The organism is Massilia sp. CT11-108 (genome assembly GCF_047302915.1).
GTDB lineage: Bacteria > Pseudomonadota > Gammaproteobacteria > Burkholderiales > Burkholderiaceae_D > Telluria > Telluria orientalis.
On sequence record NZ_JBKYMO010000110.1, the window covers coordinates 1 to 13,707 of the forward strand.

General features: G+C 64.9%; 13 protein-coding genes and 2 tRNA genes. 7 read left to right on the forward strand and 8 right to left on the reverse strand.

Annotation, left to right across the window (positions count from 1 at the left end; genetic code table 11):
* Positions 1 to 763 (forward strand): EAL and HDOD domain-containing protein (locus ACEN88_RS11480; RefSeq protein ID WP_413339708.1); only part of this gene is annotated, 763 nt, incomplete at its 5' end.
* 27 nt (positions 764 to 790) lie between these two features.
* On the opposite strand, the gene ACEN88_RS11485 is transcribed toward ACEN88_RS11480, so the two are convergent.
* The 5 genes from ACEN88_RS11485 to ACEN88_RS11505 form a co-directional block, all read right to left on the reverse strand.
* Complete coding sequence (locus ACEN88_RS11485; RefSeq protein ID WP_413339710.1) at positions 791 to 1,546, reverse strand: flagellar brake protein; 756 nt, start codon at positions 1,544 to 1,546, stop codon at positions 791 to 793.
* 108 nt (positions 1,547 to 1,654) lie between these two features.
* Positions 1,655 to 2,494 carry a pantoate--beta-alanine ligase gene (panC, locus tag ACEN88_RS11490; RefSeq protein WP_413339712.1) on the reverse strand — a complete coding sequence of 280 codons (840 nt, stop codon included), beginning with the start codon at positions 2,492 to 2,494 and terminating at the stop codon, positions 1,655 to 1,657.
* Between the two features lie 21 nt (positions 2,495 to 2,515).
* Complete coding sequence (locus tag ACEN88_RS11495) at positions 2,516 to 3,397, reverse strand: segregation and condensation protein A (protein WP_413339714.1); 882 nt, start codon at positions 3,395 to 3,397, stop codon at positions 2,516 to 2,518.
* 30 nt (positions 3,398 to 3,427) lie between these two features.
* The gene (locus ACEN88_RS11500; RefSeq protein ID WP_056137239.1) at positions 3,428 to 3,625 is read right to left on the reverse strand and encodes a DUF3460 family protein; all 198 of its coding nucleotides are present in this window, start codon (positions 3,623 to 3,625) and stop codon (positions 3,428 to 3,430) included.
* A 90-nt stretch (positions 3,626 to 3,715) separates the two neighbouring features.
* Positions 3,716 to 5,032 (reverse strand): enoyl-acyl carrier protein reductase FabMG, encoded by a 1,317-nt coding sequence (locus tag ACEN88_RS11505; RefSeq protein WP_413339716.1) that lies wholly within the window; start codon positions 5,030 to 5,032, stop codon positions 3,716 to 3,718.
* A 230-nt stretch (positions 5,033 to 5,262) separates the two neighbouring features.
* Here ACEN88_RS11505 and ACEN88_RS11510 point away from each other — a divergent pair, with 230 nt between their 5' ends.
* Positions 5,263 to 5,508, forward strand: a complete 246-nt coding sequence (locus tag ACEN88_RS11510) for a hypothetical protein (RefSeq protein WP_156404012.1) — start codon at positions 5,263 to 5,265, stop codon at positions 5,506 to 5,508.
* A gap of 16 nt (positions 5,509 to 5,524) precedes the next feature.
* On the opposite strand, the gene metG is transcribed toward ACEN88_RS11510, so the two are convergent.
* Positions 5,525 to 7,654 (reverse strand): methionine--tRNA ligase, encoded by a 2,130-nt coding sequence (gene metG, locus ACEN88_RS11515; protein ID WP_413339718.1) that lies wholly within the window; start codon positions 7,652 to 7,654, stop codon positions 5,525 to 5,527.
* Between the two features lie 147 nt (positions 7,655 to 7,801).
* Here metG and apbC point away from each other — a divergent pair, with 147 nt between their 5' ends.
* The gene (gene apbC, locus ACEN88_RS11520; RefSeq protein WP_413339720.1) at positions 7,802 to 8,890 is read left to right on the forward strand and encodes an iron-sulfur cluster carrier protein ApbC; all 1,089 of its coding nucleotides are present in this window, start codon (positions 7,802 to 7,804) and stop codon (positions 8,888 to 8,890) included.
* A 109-nt stretch (positions 8,891 to 8,999) separates the two neighbouring features.
* Positions 9,000 to 10,037, forward strand: a complete 1,038-nt coding sequence (locus ACEN88_RS11525; RefSeq protein ID WP_413339722.1) for an RNA methyltransferase — start codon at positions 9,000 to 9,002, stop codon at positions 10,035 to 10,037.
* Here the strand turns inward: ACEN88_RS11525 and ACEN88_RS11530 are convergent.
* Positions 10,006 to 10,725 (reverse strand): 2'-5' RNA ligase family protein, encoded by a 720-nt coding sequence (locus tag ACEN88_RS11530; RefSeq protein ID WP_413339724.1) that lies wholly within the window; start codon positions 10,723 to 10,725, stop codon positions 10,006 to 10,008. The two genes, ACEN88_RS11525 and ACEN88_RS11530, sit on opposite strands and share 32 nt — an antisense overlap.
* Positions 10,726 to 10,735: 10 nt before the next feature.
* Complete coding sequence (locus ACEN88_RS11535; RefSeq protein ID WP_413339725.1) at positions 10,736 to 11,902, reverse strand: diguanylate cyclase; 1,167 nt, start codon at positions 11,900 to 11,902, stop codon at positions 10,736 to 10,738.
* Positions 11,903 to 12,087: 185 nt separating this feature from the next.
* Here ACEN88_RS11535 and gltX point away from each other — a divergent pair, with 185 nt between their 5' ends.
* The 3 genes from gltX (at position 12,088) to ACEN88_RS11550 (ending at position 13,707) form a co-directional block, all read left to right on the forward strand.
* Positions 12,088 to 13,479: a glutamate--tRNA ligase gene (gene gltX / locus ACEN88_RS11540; protein WP_413339727.1), complete on the forward strand. Its 1,392-nt coding sequence runs from the start codon at positions 12,088 to 12,090 to the stop codon at positions 13,477 to 13,479.
* 52 nt (positions 13,480 to 13,531) lie between these two features.
* A tRNA-Ala gene (locus ACEN88_RS11545) sits at positions 13,532 to 13,607 on the forward strand.
* Positions 13,608 to 13,631: 24 nt separating this feature from the next.
* Positions 13,632 to 13,707 (forward strand) — tRNA-Glu (locus ACEN88_RS11550).

Genomic DNA, 13,707 nt, shown 5'->3' on the forward strand with positions numbered 1-13,707 from the left:
CGCGTACGCCGCCGCGAAGCAGTCGGCGCTGCGCCTCGTCGGCCGGCCCGTGTCGACGTGGCAGGATTTCGACGCCTGCGCCGCGCTGGGGCTGGATGCCTTCGTCGGCAAGCTGCACCTGACGCCGCGCCCGGGCAACCCCGTCAAGGGCATGAACCCGGCCCAGACCATCATCCTGCAGCTGATGCAGATGGTGCAGAACAACGAGGACGTGCCCAAGATCGAGGCCGTGCTCAAGCGCGATCCGGCACTGATCTATAAACTCCTGCGCTTCATCAATTCGGCCGGTTTCGGCTCGGGCCGCGACATCCAGTCGCTGCGCCAGGCGATCGCGATGCTCGGCTACGCGCCGCTGTACCGCTGGCTCGTCCTGCTGCTGGCGACAGCCAGCACGAGCGGCTATTCGCCCGTGCTGATGGAAACGGCGGTCGTGCGCGCGCGCCTGTGCGAACTGCTGGGCCAGACGTATCTGCCGCGCGGCGAGGGCGAGCACCTGTTCGTGGCGGGCATGTTCTCGCTGCTGGACCGCCTGCTGGGGCTGCCGATGAAGGAGGTGCTGGACACGATCCAGCTGCCGGAGCAGGTCGTGCAGGCGTTGCTGGGGCGCGATGGCGTCTACGGACCCTATCTCGCGCTGGCGGAGGCGTGCGAGCTGAATTCGGACCTCGTGGCGTCGCTGGCGGCGTCGCTGGAGATCGGCCCGGTCGACGTCAACAAGGCGCATCTCTCTGCGCTGGCTTGGGCGCAGAACGTCGCCGCATGAAAAACGGCCCATCACGGGCCGTTTTGCTTATCTGCGTTTCTGGATCTTGACGACAGCCCGTTCGAGCGTCTGCCGCATCTGCATCGTGATATTCGAAATGCGGCAACCCACCTGCACCTGCTGACCCAGCAGGAAGGTGCGGAACGGCCGCAGCAGGCGGATTTCGAGGTCGGCCGAGACGGCCAGCGACGTGCCCAGTTCCAGCTGCACGCCTTCCAGCTTCTTGCCGACGTACAGTTCGAGCGCCTGTTCCGGCGTCGCGCGCAGCCCGACGCCCCCGCGTGAGAAATCGTACAGCGGCATCTCGAACACCTTGCCCAGCAGCGTGAAGCGGGCGCCGTAATTCATGCCTAGCGGCGATTCCAGGCGGGGCTCGGCGCGCCGGTTCAGCACAAGACAGACCGCCGGCAGCGGCAGTTGCACGAGGTCCGGGCGTCCCTCCACGATGGCCCAGCCGGCGTCGAGCTCGAACTGGATCTTCGCATTGCTCCCGAGCGCCGCGACGAACACGGCCTCGCCTTCCGCCAGGACGTCGTTGCCGGCGAGCTCCAGGGTGAACACCTCGTGCTCGGGATCGACGCTGTCGATGCGCGCCATGACGAAGTCCCGGCCGCGTGGATACACGGTCACGGGTTCGCCGGTCAGGGCGAGCGTGGTCAACGCGTCGCCGATGTCGAACGGGTCGCGCATGTCATGGGCGCCGGAATCCGGGCGGATCCGGTCCACGGCGTCCGCCGGTTTGGGCGGGCCCTTGCGCATTTGAAGCATCGAGAGGTCGGTCAAGACGCTACTCCTTCTTTTTACGTGGTTTGGGTAAAAAGCCAAGCCACGAGTCTAACAAGAAGAGTTGCCAATTCCTACAACATATTTGCAACAAAGGAACTTCTAGAGTCAGATCTCGAGATTATCGATCAGACGCGTCGCACCAAGTTTGGCGGCCGTCAGGACGACGAGCGGTGCGCCCGCTTCATATTCCTCGCGGCCTGGCGCCTGCAAGTTCATGCGCTTGCGGATCGACACGTAGTCGGGCTGCCAGCCGCGCGCGGCCAGGCGCTCCATCGCGTCGCGCTCCAGCGCGGCCAGGTCGGCGTGGCCGGCGCGGGTCTGTTCCGCTACGTACTGCAGCGTCTGGTACAGGAACGGCGCTTCCGCGCGTTCCGCCGTGCTCAGGTAGCCGTTGCGCGACGACAGCGCCAGGCCATCTTCCGCGCGGAACGTCTCGGCGCCGATGATTTCCGTCGGGAGCGCGAACTGGCGCGCCATGTTACGGACGATCATCAACTGCTGGTAATCCTTCTTGCCGAACACGGCCACGCGCGGCTGCACGCAGGAGAACAGCTTCGTCACGACCGTGCACACACCGTTGAAGAAGCCGGGACGGAACTCGCCTTCCAGGATATTACCCAGGTCGTCGGGCGGCTGCACGCGGTATTCCTGCGGCTCCGGATACAGGTCCTTTTCGGTCGGCGCGAACAGCACGTACACGCCTTCCTTCTCCAGCTTGGCGACGTCCGCTTCGAACGTGCGCGGGTATTTGTCGAAGTCCTCGTTCGGGCCGAACTGCAGGCGGTTGACGAAGATCGAGGCGACGACCGGGTCGCCGTGGCGGCGCGCCAGTCGCATCAACGACAGATGGCCTTCGTGCAGGTTGCCCATCGTCGGCACGAAGGCGGTGCGCAGTTGTCCGCGCAGCTGGTCGCGCAGTTCGTCAATGGTGGAGATGATTTTCATGGTATCGGATTCGTAATGGCGTCACGCGGGAGAATAGGCGAGCCGCACATAGATGGGGGCGAAAGGTTCGGCCTGGGTTATTTCGATTAAGGTTTCTTTCGCCAGTTCGAGCATGGCGACGAAATGCACGACGACGACCGGCACGCTGGCCTGGCCGCCGAACAGTTCCGAGAACTCGACGAAGCGGGCCGACTGCAAGGTGCGCAGGATGGCCGACATGTGCTCGCGCACGAACAATTCCTCGCGGCCGATGCGGTGGTGCTGGGTCAGCTTGGCGCGGCGCAGCACGTCCATCCAGGCGCGCTGCAGATCGTGCGGGTCGACCTGCGGCCAGACCGGCCCCAGCGCCTGCTCGATGTGCAGCTGCGGGCGCACGAAGTCGCGGCCTTCCTGGGGCAGGGCGCCCAGCTGCTGGGCCGCGACCTTGATCTGCTCGTAGTCCAGCAGGCGCCGCACCAGCTCCGCGCGCGGGTCTTCCGCTTCCTCGACGAGCGTGTCGACGCGCTTGGGCAGCAGCATGCGCGACTTGATCTCGATGAGCATCGCGGCCATCAGCAGGTATTCCGCCGCCAGCTCCAGGTTGCTTTTGCGGATCTGCTCGACGTATTCCAGGTACTGCAACGTGACCTGGGCCATCGGGATGTCGAGGATATTGAAATTCTGTTTGCGGATCAGGTACAGCAGCAGGTCGAGCGGACCTTCGAACGCATCAAGAAAGATCTCGAGCGCATCGGGCGGGATGTACAGGTCGGTGGGCAGGTGTAGCAGCGGCTCGCCGTACAGGCGTGCGATGGCGCTGTCGACGTGGGCGTCGACACTCGCGGTATCGGCAGGGGAGGCCGTGGTGCCGTCGCCCGTGTCGGGATCGGCGCGCCCCCCGGGCGTCGCCTGCTCGGGCACCATCGTCGTCGACCTGGGAATGATCGAGAAGCGTCAGACTTTCGTCTGGTACGGATACGCCTGCTGGCGGAGACGCGACTCGTCGATGCGGCGCTGCTCGTCCAGCGACAGCGGGGCTTTGTCCCACAGCAGCGAGCGGCCGGCCTGCTGGCGCTCTTCCATGCCCGGGGTCTTTTCCTTCAGTTCCTTGATGAACTTCGTGTGCTCGGATTCGTACTGGATGTGTTTCATGGCTTTTCTAGGCAGGTCGTACAAACGGCGGCCTCGCTTATCGAGAGCCGCCGCATCATAAAAACAAGGAATGATACTGCGAGTCAGCGCTTATTGGTGCAGCGCATTCAGTTGACGGGCAATGATGTCGTGGTTGAGCCACAGCACCGGTGCGATCTTCTCGGCCGCGCCGTGGAACATCAGCGGGCCGGTGCCTTCCAGCACGAGGGCCGACAGGTGGTCCGTGATCAGCGCCTTCTTGTCCGTGTGCAGCGACGTGATTTCGTCGGACGTGCCGATCATCAGGTCGGCCAGTTCCGGCGTGTTGTCCATCGGCCAGGCCTCGAAGTTGCGGAACGAGGTGCTGGTGGCGGTCTGCAGATACGCTTCCAGCTTGTCGAGGATCGATTGCAGCGAGACGCCTTCGCCCAGCAGTTTCTGGCAGATGTCCCATTGCTCCTGTGCCCATGCACCGCCGCCTTCTTTTTTCAGGGCCAGCAAGAGCGGGAAGAGCGACAGTTCCACGCCGACGAAGATGTCGGACGAGTTCGTGCGGATTTCCGGGCAGTTGAACACGGTGGCGGTGACGCCCTGGGCCCAGGCGGCCTCGGCGATCGACTCCAGGCGCATCTTGGCATACCCCTGCGTGTAGTTCGTGTAGGTCTGCCACACGTATTCGCCGCCGATCAGGATCTCGGTGCCGTGGTAGCCGTACGCCGTGTAGCGCACCTGGCCGCCCTTGGCTTCCACGCGCGCGCGGATGGCGGCGGACGCATCGATCAGGTATTTCAGCGTGTTCGCCGACACTTCGTCGAAGTTCATCAGGATCAGCTTGCCGAGGTCGCTGTCCAGCAGGGCGCGCGACGACATGAAGCGGTCGCCGCGGCCTTTGTAGATGCGGTTGGCGATGGCGAGGAAGGCCTTGATCTTCGGGATGCCGCCGGCCATCGTGTGCGCGAAGAACACGTTGGCGCCGTCCGGGATCAGCTTGTCGATCTCGGCCATGACTTCCTGGGCCGACTGCGTGAAGCGCTGCACGCCGGCGGTGCGGCAGGCTTCGATCTTGGTCCAGTCCAGCTTGTCTTCTTGCCAGCTTTTGAGGGTAATACCGGACAGCATCTCGGTCGGATTCTGCTCGCCCGGGGGCGCGTCCATGTCGAAACCGGCCATCAGGGGCACATTGACGATGCGGCCGCCGAGCTTGGCTTCCGCTTCCGCGTGTTCTTCCGGCGTCAGGGCGCGCAGGGTGCCATCGTCGTTGCGGCGGCCGACGGTGATGCCGAGGATCGTCATGCCGGCGGCGCGCGCCTCGTCGATCAGGCCGTTCACATAGCCGCGGCCGAACAGTTCGCCGAACAGGACGAAGACGTCACCTTGGCGGAACAGATTCGCTTGCGGGATGTGCCTCAGGGCTTTGTATTCGGTCATATTAGTCGCTACTACTCTAAAGTAAGTTTATTTTATGGGGTCAGAGCACGATTCTTCTGTTAGGGCTCTGACCTCATCTAATTTTTATGGGGTCAGAGCACGGTTCTTTCGTTGGGGCTCTGACCTCATCTAATTAAACAGCGCATTATACTGCTACCCGCGTGCGGGAATTAATAGTATTCTGGCAAGGTATTTATCTTTCCCTTAACCTATTCCCGTACAGGTGATCCATGAAAGCCGTCCTGCCTTGCGCTGCCTTGTCATTTGTCCTGGCCGGGTGCGCCAGCACGAATGAACCTGCCGCCGCAGACATGCTCGCGCTCGGCGCCGCGTCCACCTCGACGACGGACGCGGCCGCACCGATCACCGGCAGCCGCATCCCGGCCAAACGCACCGAAAAGATGGTCAGCCAGATCGGCGGCAAGGACTATAAAGACAATAAGAGCTCGCTGATGGCGCCGTTGCAGAGCAACTGACGCCACCAGGCCGGGCTCAGCGAATGCGCATGCCCGGCTGCGCGCCGCTCACCGGCTCCAGCAGGTACAGGCCCGGATTCGCTTTTTCATCTTTCGCGGACGCGCACAGCACCATGCCTTCCGACACGCCGAATTTCATCTTGCGCGGCGCCAGGTTGGCCACGAGCACCGTCAGTTTGCCGATCAATTGCTCCGGCTGGTAGGCCGACTTGATACCCGAGAACACATTACGATAGCGGCCTTCGCCCACGTCCAGCGTGAGGCGGAGCAGCTTGCCCGCACCTTCGACGTGCTCACAATTGACGATCTTCGCCACGCGCAGGTCGATTTTCGTGAAGTCGTCGATCGAGATTTCCGGTGCCAGTTCTTCGATGTCGGAGGCTTCCGGGGCCGGGGGGGCGGCGGTCTCGACGGCAGCAGCGGGCGCAGCAGCGGCCGCAGCCGGCTTGTCGAACAGGTCCTCGACCATCTTGGCATCCACGCGCTGCATCAGGTGGCTGTAGGCGCCGATGGTGCGGCCCAGTAGCGGAGCGTAGACGCGCTCGCCCTGGGTGTCTTCCCACGAGTACGCGTCCTCGCCGAGGAATTCGCGCACGCGCGCGGCCACGTGCGGCAGCACCGGCGACAGCATGATCGTCAGCTGGCGGAACAGGATCAGCGCGGTCGTGCAGACGTCGTGCAGTTCGGCGGTCCTGGTCTCGTCCTTGGCCAGGATCCACGGCTTGTTCTCGTCGACGTAGCGGTTGGCGACGTCGGCCACTTCCATGATTTCGCGCAGCGCCTTGCCGAACTCGCGCGCTTCGAAGTTTGCCGCGATGGCGGCCTGGCGCTCGCCGTTGTCGCCGTTCAGGGCGCGAGCGATCCATTGTTTCGCGTCATCCGACAGCGCCGATGCCAGCTTGCCGTCGAAACGCTTGGCGATGAAGCCGGCGCAGCGGCTGGCGATGTTCACGTACTTGCCGATCAGGTCGCTGTTCACGCGCGCGACGAAGTCCTCGCCCGTGAAGTCCAGGTCTTCGACCCGGGCGTTCAGCTTGAACGCGAGGTAGTAGCGCAGCCATTCCGGATTCATGCCCAGCTGCAGATAGCGCAGCGGCGAAATGCCCGTGCCGCGCGATTTCGACATCTTTTCGTTGTTCACGGTCAGGTGGCCGTGGACATTGACCTTCAGCTTGTCGATGATCGGGTGGCCCGAGAAATTCAGCATCGCCGGCCAGAACAGCAGGTGGAACGACACGATGTCCTTGCCGATGAAGTGCACTTGCTCGGCGGACGGATCGTTCAGGAACGCTTCGTAATCGATGCCCTGTTTTTCGAAATAATTCTTCAGGCTGGCCAGATAGCCGACCGGCGCGTCCAGCCACACGTAGAAGAATTTACCTGGCGCATCCGGGATCGGGATGCCGAAATAGGGCGCGTCGCGCGAGATGTCCCAGTCGGCCAGCTTTTCGCCGTTCTCGCCCAGCCATTCGGAGACCTTGTTGACCATTTCCGGCTGCAGGCGGCCCGGCGTGTTCAGCCACTCCTTCAGGAATTGGAAGCAGCGCGGGTCGGACAGCTTGAAGAAGTACTGTTCGGACGGCTTCAGGATCGGCGTCGAACCCGTGAACACGGAGTACGGGTTGATCAGCTCGGTCGGCTGGTAGGCGGCGCCGCACACTTCGCAGTTGTCGCCGTACTGGTCCTTCGCGTGGCAGACCGGGCACTCGCCCTTGATGTTGCGGTCGGCCAGGAACATGCCCTTGGCCGTGTCGTAGAAGCGGTCGACGGTCTTCGTGGTGATCAGGCCGTTATCGCGCAGGCGGCGGTAGATGCCCTGCGACAGGTCGACGTTTTCCGGCGAGTCCGTGGAGTACCAGTTGTCGAACGCGATGTGGAAGCCGTCCAGGTATTGCGCGCGGCCGGCCGCGATCTTCGCGACGAATTCCTGCGGCGTGACGCCTTCCTTTTCGGCGGCGATCATGATCGGCGTGCCGTGCGTGTCGTCGGCGCCGACGAAGTGCACGACGCGCTGCGCACCGGCATCGCGCTGCATTCGCTGGAAGCGGACCCAGATGTCGGCCTGGATGTATTCCATCATGTGGCCGATGTGAAAGGCAGCGTTGGCGTAGGGCAGGGCGGTGGTGACGAACAGCTTGCGTGTCATGGTCGAAGGTCGAGGTTGTCGAGGAAAACAGGCATTTTACCAGCGGATGACCCCAAGCGCGCAGGGGGTACTTTGCGCATTTGCCGGCCTGACAACAGGGGGCGCCGCGTTTTGCGCTAAACTTGCGCATCACATCCGGAGAACCCAATGAGCATCACTGTAGATGACGTCAAGGCCGCCCTGGCCGCTGTCGTCGATCCCAACACCCATAAAGATTTCGTCACCTCCAAGGCAGTCAAGAACATCCAGGTCGACGGCGGCAACGTCGCCCTCGACATCGAGCTCGGCTATCCGGCGAAGAGCCAGGTCGCGGGCATCCGCGCGGCCGTCGTCGACGCGCTGCGCAAGCTTCCGGGCGTGGACAACGCCAGCGTCAACGTCACGAGCAAGATCCTGTCGCACGCCGTGCAGCGCGGCCTGAAGGTGATGCCGAACGTGAAGAACATCATCGCCGTCGCGTCCGGCAAGGGCGGCGTCGGCAAGTCGACGACGGCCGTCAACCTCGCGCTGGCGCTGGCCGCCGAGGGTGCGTCGGTGGGCCTGCTGGATGCCGACATCTACGGCCCGTCGCAGCCGATGATGCTGGGCGTGAACGGCCGCCCGCAGAGCCTGGACGGCAAGACGATGGAGCCGCTGGAAAACCACGGCGTGCAGGTGTCGTCGATCGGCTTCATGATCGATCCGGACGAGCCGATGGTGTGGCGCGGCCCGATGGTCACGCAGGCCCTGCAGCAGCTGCTGGAACAGACCAACTGGAAGAACCTCGACTACCTCGTCGTCGACATGCCGCCGGGTACGGGCGACATCCAGCTCACGCTGTCGCAGAAGGTCCCCGTGACGGGCGCCGTGATCGTCACGACGCCGCAGGACATCGCCCTGTTGGACGCGCGCAAGGGCCTCAAGATGTTCGAGAAGGTCGGCATCCCGATCGTCGGCGTGGTGGAAAACATGAGCACCCACGTCTGCTCGAACTGTGGCCACGTCGAGGCGATCTTCGGCGAAGGCGGCGGCCAGAAGATGTGCGAAGATTTCCACGTGGACTTCCTCGGCAAGCTGCCGCTGCAGCTGTCCATCCGCGAGCAGACGGATTCGGGTACGCCGACCGTCGTGGCGGAGCCGGACGGTGCCGTCGCCGCGATCTATAAAGAGATTGCGCGCAAGGTCGCGGTGAAGGTGGCGGAGCAGTCGAAGGATATGTCGGCGAAGTTTCCGACGATCGTCGTCAAGAACGATTGACGGCTCCGATACAACCGTCATTCCCGCGAAAGCGGGAATCCATACTGAGCCACTTCGATACGCTCAGCATGGGTTCCCGCGTGCGCGGGAACGACGATTCGACGTCAACATGAGAATCGAAGCAATCCGCACCCGCCTGCGCACGCTGGGCGCCCAGCCCCTGCACGCAGACCGCGTGCTGCGCGACTGGGTCCGCGTGATGGCCCATGACCGCGGCCGCCGCCGTCCCGACGACTTCCTGCCGAAGCCCGTCCGTGAAGCGCTGCCGCAGCTGGATGCCGAGCTGGACGCGCTCGCCCGCGTCCTCAGTACCCATCCCGCCGACGACGGCTCGGCGCGCCTGCTGGTCGGCCTCGCCGATGGCCAGACGGTGGAATCCGTGCTGCTGCCGCGCGACGGCGTGTGCGTGTCGAGCCAGGTCGGGTGCGCGGTCGGCTGCCAGTTCTGCATGACGGGTCAAAGTGGCCTGATCCGGCAGGTGACGAGCGGCGAGATCGTCGCCCAGGTCGTGCTGGCGCGCCGGATGCGGCCCGTCAAGAAAGTCGTGTTCATGGGCATGGGCGAGCCCGCGCACAACCTCGACAACGTGGTGGAAGCCATCGAGCTGCTCGGCATCGAAGGAAATATCGCGCACAAGAACCTCGTGTTCTCGACGGTGGGCGATCCGCGCGTGTTCGAGCGCCTGCCGCAAGGCCGCGTGAAACCGGCGCTGGCTCTGTCGCTGCACACGACGAAGACGGACCTGCGCGCACGCGTGCTGCCGCGCGCACCGCGCTTCACGGCGCGCGAGCTGGTCGAGGAGGGCGAGCGCTACGCGCGCCTGACCGGCTACCCGATCCAGTACCAGTGGACCTTGCTGGACGGCGTCAACGACGGGCCGGACGAACTCGAGGCGCTGGTCGACCTCTTGCGCGGCAAGTATGCCGTGCTGAACATGATCCCCTACAACACGAATCCGGGTTTGCCGTTCCGCCGGCCCGACTGGGACAAGGCGCGGACGATCGCAGCCTGGCTGTTCGAGCGGGGCATCCTGACCAAGCTGCGCGATTCGGCGGGGCAGGACGTCGATGGCGGCTGCGGCCAGTTGCGGGCGCGCGCCGCCGGCGAGCAGACCGTCACGTTGCGTCGGACGGCGGCCGCAGCGTAAATGTCGCGACCGGTTCGACCGCCGCGCTCGACATATACCAGTCGTTGATCACGAGCTCGAGGTTGCTTACCCGCATGGTCCCGAGCGGCACGTCGCGCAGCGCCGCCAGCACTGCGGCCAGTCGCGCCGGATCGGCGGGCGGGGCGATGAAGCGCAGCACCGTCGAGTGCGCGGTGACGAGCCGGTAGCGCTGGTCCAGTGTCCCGTCGAGCCCGCGTGCGCGCAGGGCGTCGCGCAGGCGCGCGCGCAGCCGTTCCAGTGTGCCGTCGCGCGGGAATCCCTTGAACAGCACGGCGCCGCGCGAGATCGTGATGCCTTCGAAGCCGATGTCGAACGCGCGCAGATCATCCGTTGCCGCGCGTGCGGCCGCGGCGTAATCCGCACGCCGGGCCAGGTGCGGTGCGTAATCTTCCGTGACCGTGAACAGCGACAGCACCGTCATGTGCAGGTCGGAAAGGGGTTGCCGATACTGGCGCGGGTCGGCGGCGAGCAAGGCGTCCTGCACGGCTTCGAAACGGGCCGCCAGCGCAGGACCGGGGCGCGCGATCAGCGTGAGGCCGCGGCGCGGATCGAGGCCGCCGGCCAGGTGCGGGTCGCATTCGACCTCGCCGCGGGAGATGTCCGGCCAGGCGCGGTCCCACATGGCGTCGTAGTGGGCGCGCAGATCGGGTAAGGAAGAATCGCTCATCCGGGCGATTCTATGCCACGCGTGCGATACCCGTCTCGACCTGGCGTGCGCGCACCTGGTTGCGGCCGCCCCGCTTGGCGTCGTACATGAGGACGTCCGCGACGGCGATCAGGGATTGCGGCGTGATGGCCTGGTGCGCCGCGAAATCGGCGCCGACGACGCCGAAGCTGGCGGTCGTGGCCAGCGCGGTGTCGCCGTACGGGATGCGTTCGGCGGCGAACGCGGCGCGGACACGTTCGGCCAGTTCGACGGCGCCGTCCAGCCGCGTCTCCGGCAGGATGATCAGGAATTCCTCGCCGCCGTAGCGCACGACCGTGTCGATGGAATCGCGCGTCATCGCCTGCAACAGGTTCGCGAAGCAGCGCAGCAGTTCGTCGCCCGCGTGGTGGCCGTATGTGTCGTTGATGGCCTTGAAGCCGTCCAGGTCGCACATGATCAGCGACAGGCTCAATCGGTAGCGCCGCGCGCGCGCGATCTCGCCGTCGAGCAGGGCCGCGTTCAGGTGGCGCCGGTTGTAGCAGCCGGTCAGCGGGTCGCGTACGGACAAATTCGTCAGCACCTGGCGCGTGCGATATTGCTCGCGCCACAGGCGGGCGTGGCGGTTCGCGGCGACGGCGCCGAAGGCGTTGGCGAACAGGACCAGCATCGTCATCGACACGAGGTGGCGCGTCGTTTCGAGGTGCTGGATCCACGCCAGCGCGACGAACACGAGGCTGGAACCCAGCGCGATGGCGACCGACGTGCGCAGGCGGTTCGGGATGAAGATCAGGATCACGACGGCCATCAGGCCGACGGACGTGCCGTGCAACAGCGTGTCGGCCGGGCGGCGCCAGACGACGAACATATAGGTGAGCATCCCCAGCAATGTGAACGCGCTCGCCACCCGGTACGCGGCCTTGACGGGTGCGGCGGCGCGGCGTGCATGGCGCAGGCCGGCCCAGGCGAGGACCGGCACGAGGGCGCGGGCGAGCAGGGACGGGATGGCGCCCGGCAGGCCCAGCGCCAATACGTCGGCCACGCTGAACATCAGGTAGAACAGCGAGCACACGATCAGCGCGCGGCGCAGGTCGCGCAGGATCGTCGGCGCCTGCTCGTGCAGGAAGCCAAGTTCCGTCGTCGCGCAGACGAATTCGCCGCGCAGGCGCGCAATGGCAGCGGTGCTCGGGTCGCTCGTCATGGGTAGAGTGATATATGCATGAGGTGGGAAAGCCGGACGAGACTGTAGCCAAAACTTTAATTTCTGTAAAGTAATTTTCAGTCATCGTGAGTAACCGTGTTGCAGGATCGCTCGCCCCCCATTGCCGGGCCTCGCGGTAAAATAGCCGCTTCACTAATATTCATGCGTTCCCTTCGCATCCGACCATGACCGTCCGTACCCGTTTCGCTCCCAGCCCGACCGGCTATCTCCACCTCGGCGGCGCGCGCACCGCGCTGTATTCGTGGGCTTATGCCCGCCATTTCGGCGGCACCTTCGTCCTGCGCATCGAAGACACCGACCTGGAGCGTTCGACGCCGGAAGCCGTGCAGGCGATCCTGCAGGGGATGGAATGGCTGGGCCTCGCGCACGACGAAGGCCCGTTCTACCAGATGCAGCGCATGGACCGTTACCGTGAAGTGGTGAAGGGCATGCTGGAAGCCGGCACGGCCTACCTGTGCTACTGCTCGCCGGAAGAAGTGGAAGCGATGCGCGAGCGCATGCGCGCCGCCGGCGACAAGCCGCGCTACGACGGCACGTGGCGCCCGGAACCGGGCAAGACGCTGCCGCCGGTACCGGAAGGCGTCAAGCCCGTGGTGCGCTTCAAGAATCCGCTGGACGGCGAAGTCACGTGGCACGACGTCGTCAAGGGCCCGATCACCATCGCCAACAAGGAACTGGACGACCTCGTGATCGCCCGTCCGGACGGCACGCCGACCTATAACTTCTGCGTCGCCGTCGACGACTGGGACATGAAGATCACGCACGTGCTGCGCGGCGACGACCACGTCAACAACACGCCCCGCCAGATCAATATCCTGCGCGCGCTGGGCGCCGAGCTGCCGCAGTACGGCCACCTGCCGATGATCCTCGGCCCGGACGGCCAGAAGCTGTCGAAGCGCCACGGCGCCGTCAGCGTGATGGAATACCCGGAGCAGGGCTATCTGCCGGAAGCGATGCTGAATTACCTGGCACGCCTGGGCTGGAGCCACGGCGACGACGAGATCTTCTCGATGCAGCAGTTCACCGAGTGGTTCAACCTCGACCACCTGACGGCGTCGGCCGCGCAGTTCAATCCGGAAAAGCTGGGCTGGCTGAACAACCACTATATCAAGCAGGCCGACAACGAGCGCCTGGCCGGCCTCGCGCGTCCGAAGATGGAACGCGAAGGCGCCCGGTTCGACGGCGCGCCGCCGCTGGCCGCCGTGCTGGGCCTGATGAAGGAGCGCACCAACACGATCAACGAGCTGGCCGATGCCGCGATGCTGTTCTACCGCGAGCCGAAGCCGGACGCGGCGCTGCTGACCCAGCACCTGACGGACGCCGTGCGCCCCGCGCTGGCCCAGTTCGCCGAGCGCCTGCGCGACGTGGAATGGACCAAGCCGGCATTGTCCGCGATGATGAAGGAAGTGCTGGCCGCGCACGGCCTCAAGATGCCGCAACTGGCCATGCCGCTGCGCCTGCTCGTCACCGGCCAGCTGCAGACGCCGGCCATCGACGCGGTGCTGGAATTGTTCGGCCGCGACACCGTGCTCAAGCGAGTTGGCAAGGGGCTGTGACTATTTGCGTAATGCAAGTGCGTCCGCTATAATGCTCGCACTTCAGCGCTGCGGGGGTATAGCTCAGCTGGGAGAGCGCTTGCATGGCATGCAAGAGGTCAGCGGTTCGATCCCGCTTACCTCCACCAACTCTGAAGTATGTTGTAGTCCAGGTCCCCATCGTCTAGAGGCCTAGGACATCACCCTTTCACGGTGAGTACCGGGGTTCGAATCCCCGTGGGGACGCCA

Bases quoted from the DNA above. Each gene is read 5' to 3' on its own strand.
- gltX (WP_413339727.1), top strand. From the start codon at position 12,088: ATGACCGTCCGTACCCGTTTCGCTCCCAGCCCGACCGGCTATCTCCAC.
- ACEN88_RS11500 (WP_056137239.1), bottom strand. From the start codon at position 3,625: ATGAAACACATCCAGTACGAATCCGAGCACACGAAGTTCATCAAGGAA.
- ACEN88_RS11525 (WP_413339722.1), top strand. From the start codon at position 9,000: ATGAGAATCGAAGCAATCCGCACCCGCCTGCGCACGCTGGGCGCCCAG.
- ACEN88_RS11505 (WP_413339716.1), bottom strand. From the start codon at position 5,032: ATGACCGAATACAAAGCCCTGAGGCACATCCCGCAAGCGAATCTGTTC.
- ACEN88_RS11510 (WP_156404012.1), top strand. From the start codon at position 5,263: ATGAAAGCCGTCCTGCCTTGCGCTGCCTTGTCATTTGTCCTGGCCGGG.
- ACEN88_RS11495 (WP_413339714.1), bottom strand. From the start codon at position 3,397: ATGGTGCCCGAGCAGGCGACGCCCGGGGGGCGCGCCGATCCCGACACG.
- apbC (WP_413339720.1), top strand. From the start codon at position 7,802: ATGAGCATCACTGTAGATGACGTCAAGGCCGCCCTGGCCGCTGTCGTC.
- ACEN88_RS11535 (WP_413339725.1), bottom strand. From the start codon at position 11,902: ATGACGAGCGACCCGAGCACCGCTGCCATTGCGCGCCTGCGCGGCGAA.
- ACEN88_RS11530 (WP_413339724.1), bottom strand. From the start codon at position 10,725: ATGAGCGATTCTTCCTTACCCGATCTGCGCGCCCACTACGACGCCATG.
- panC (WP_413339712.1), bottom strand. From the start codon at position 2,494: ATGAAAATCATCTCCACCATTGACGAACTGCGCGACCAGCTGCGCGGA.
- metG (WP_413339718.1), bottom strand. From the start codon at position 7,654: ATGACACGCAAGCTGTTCGTCACCACCGCCCTGCCCTACGCCAACGCT.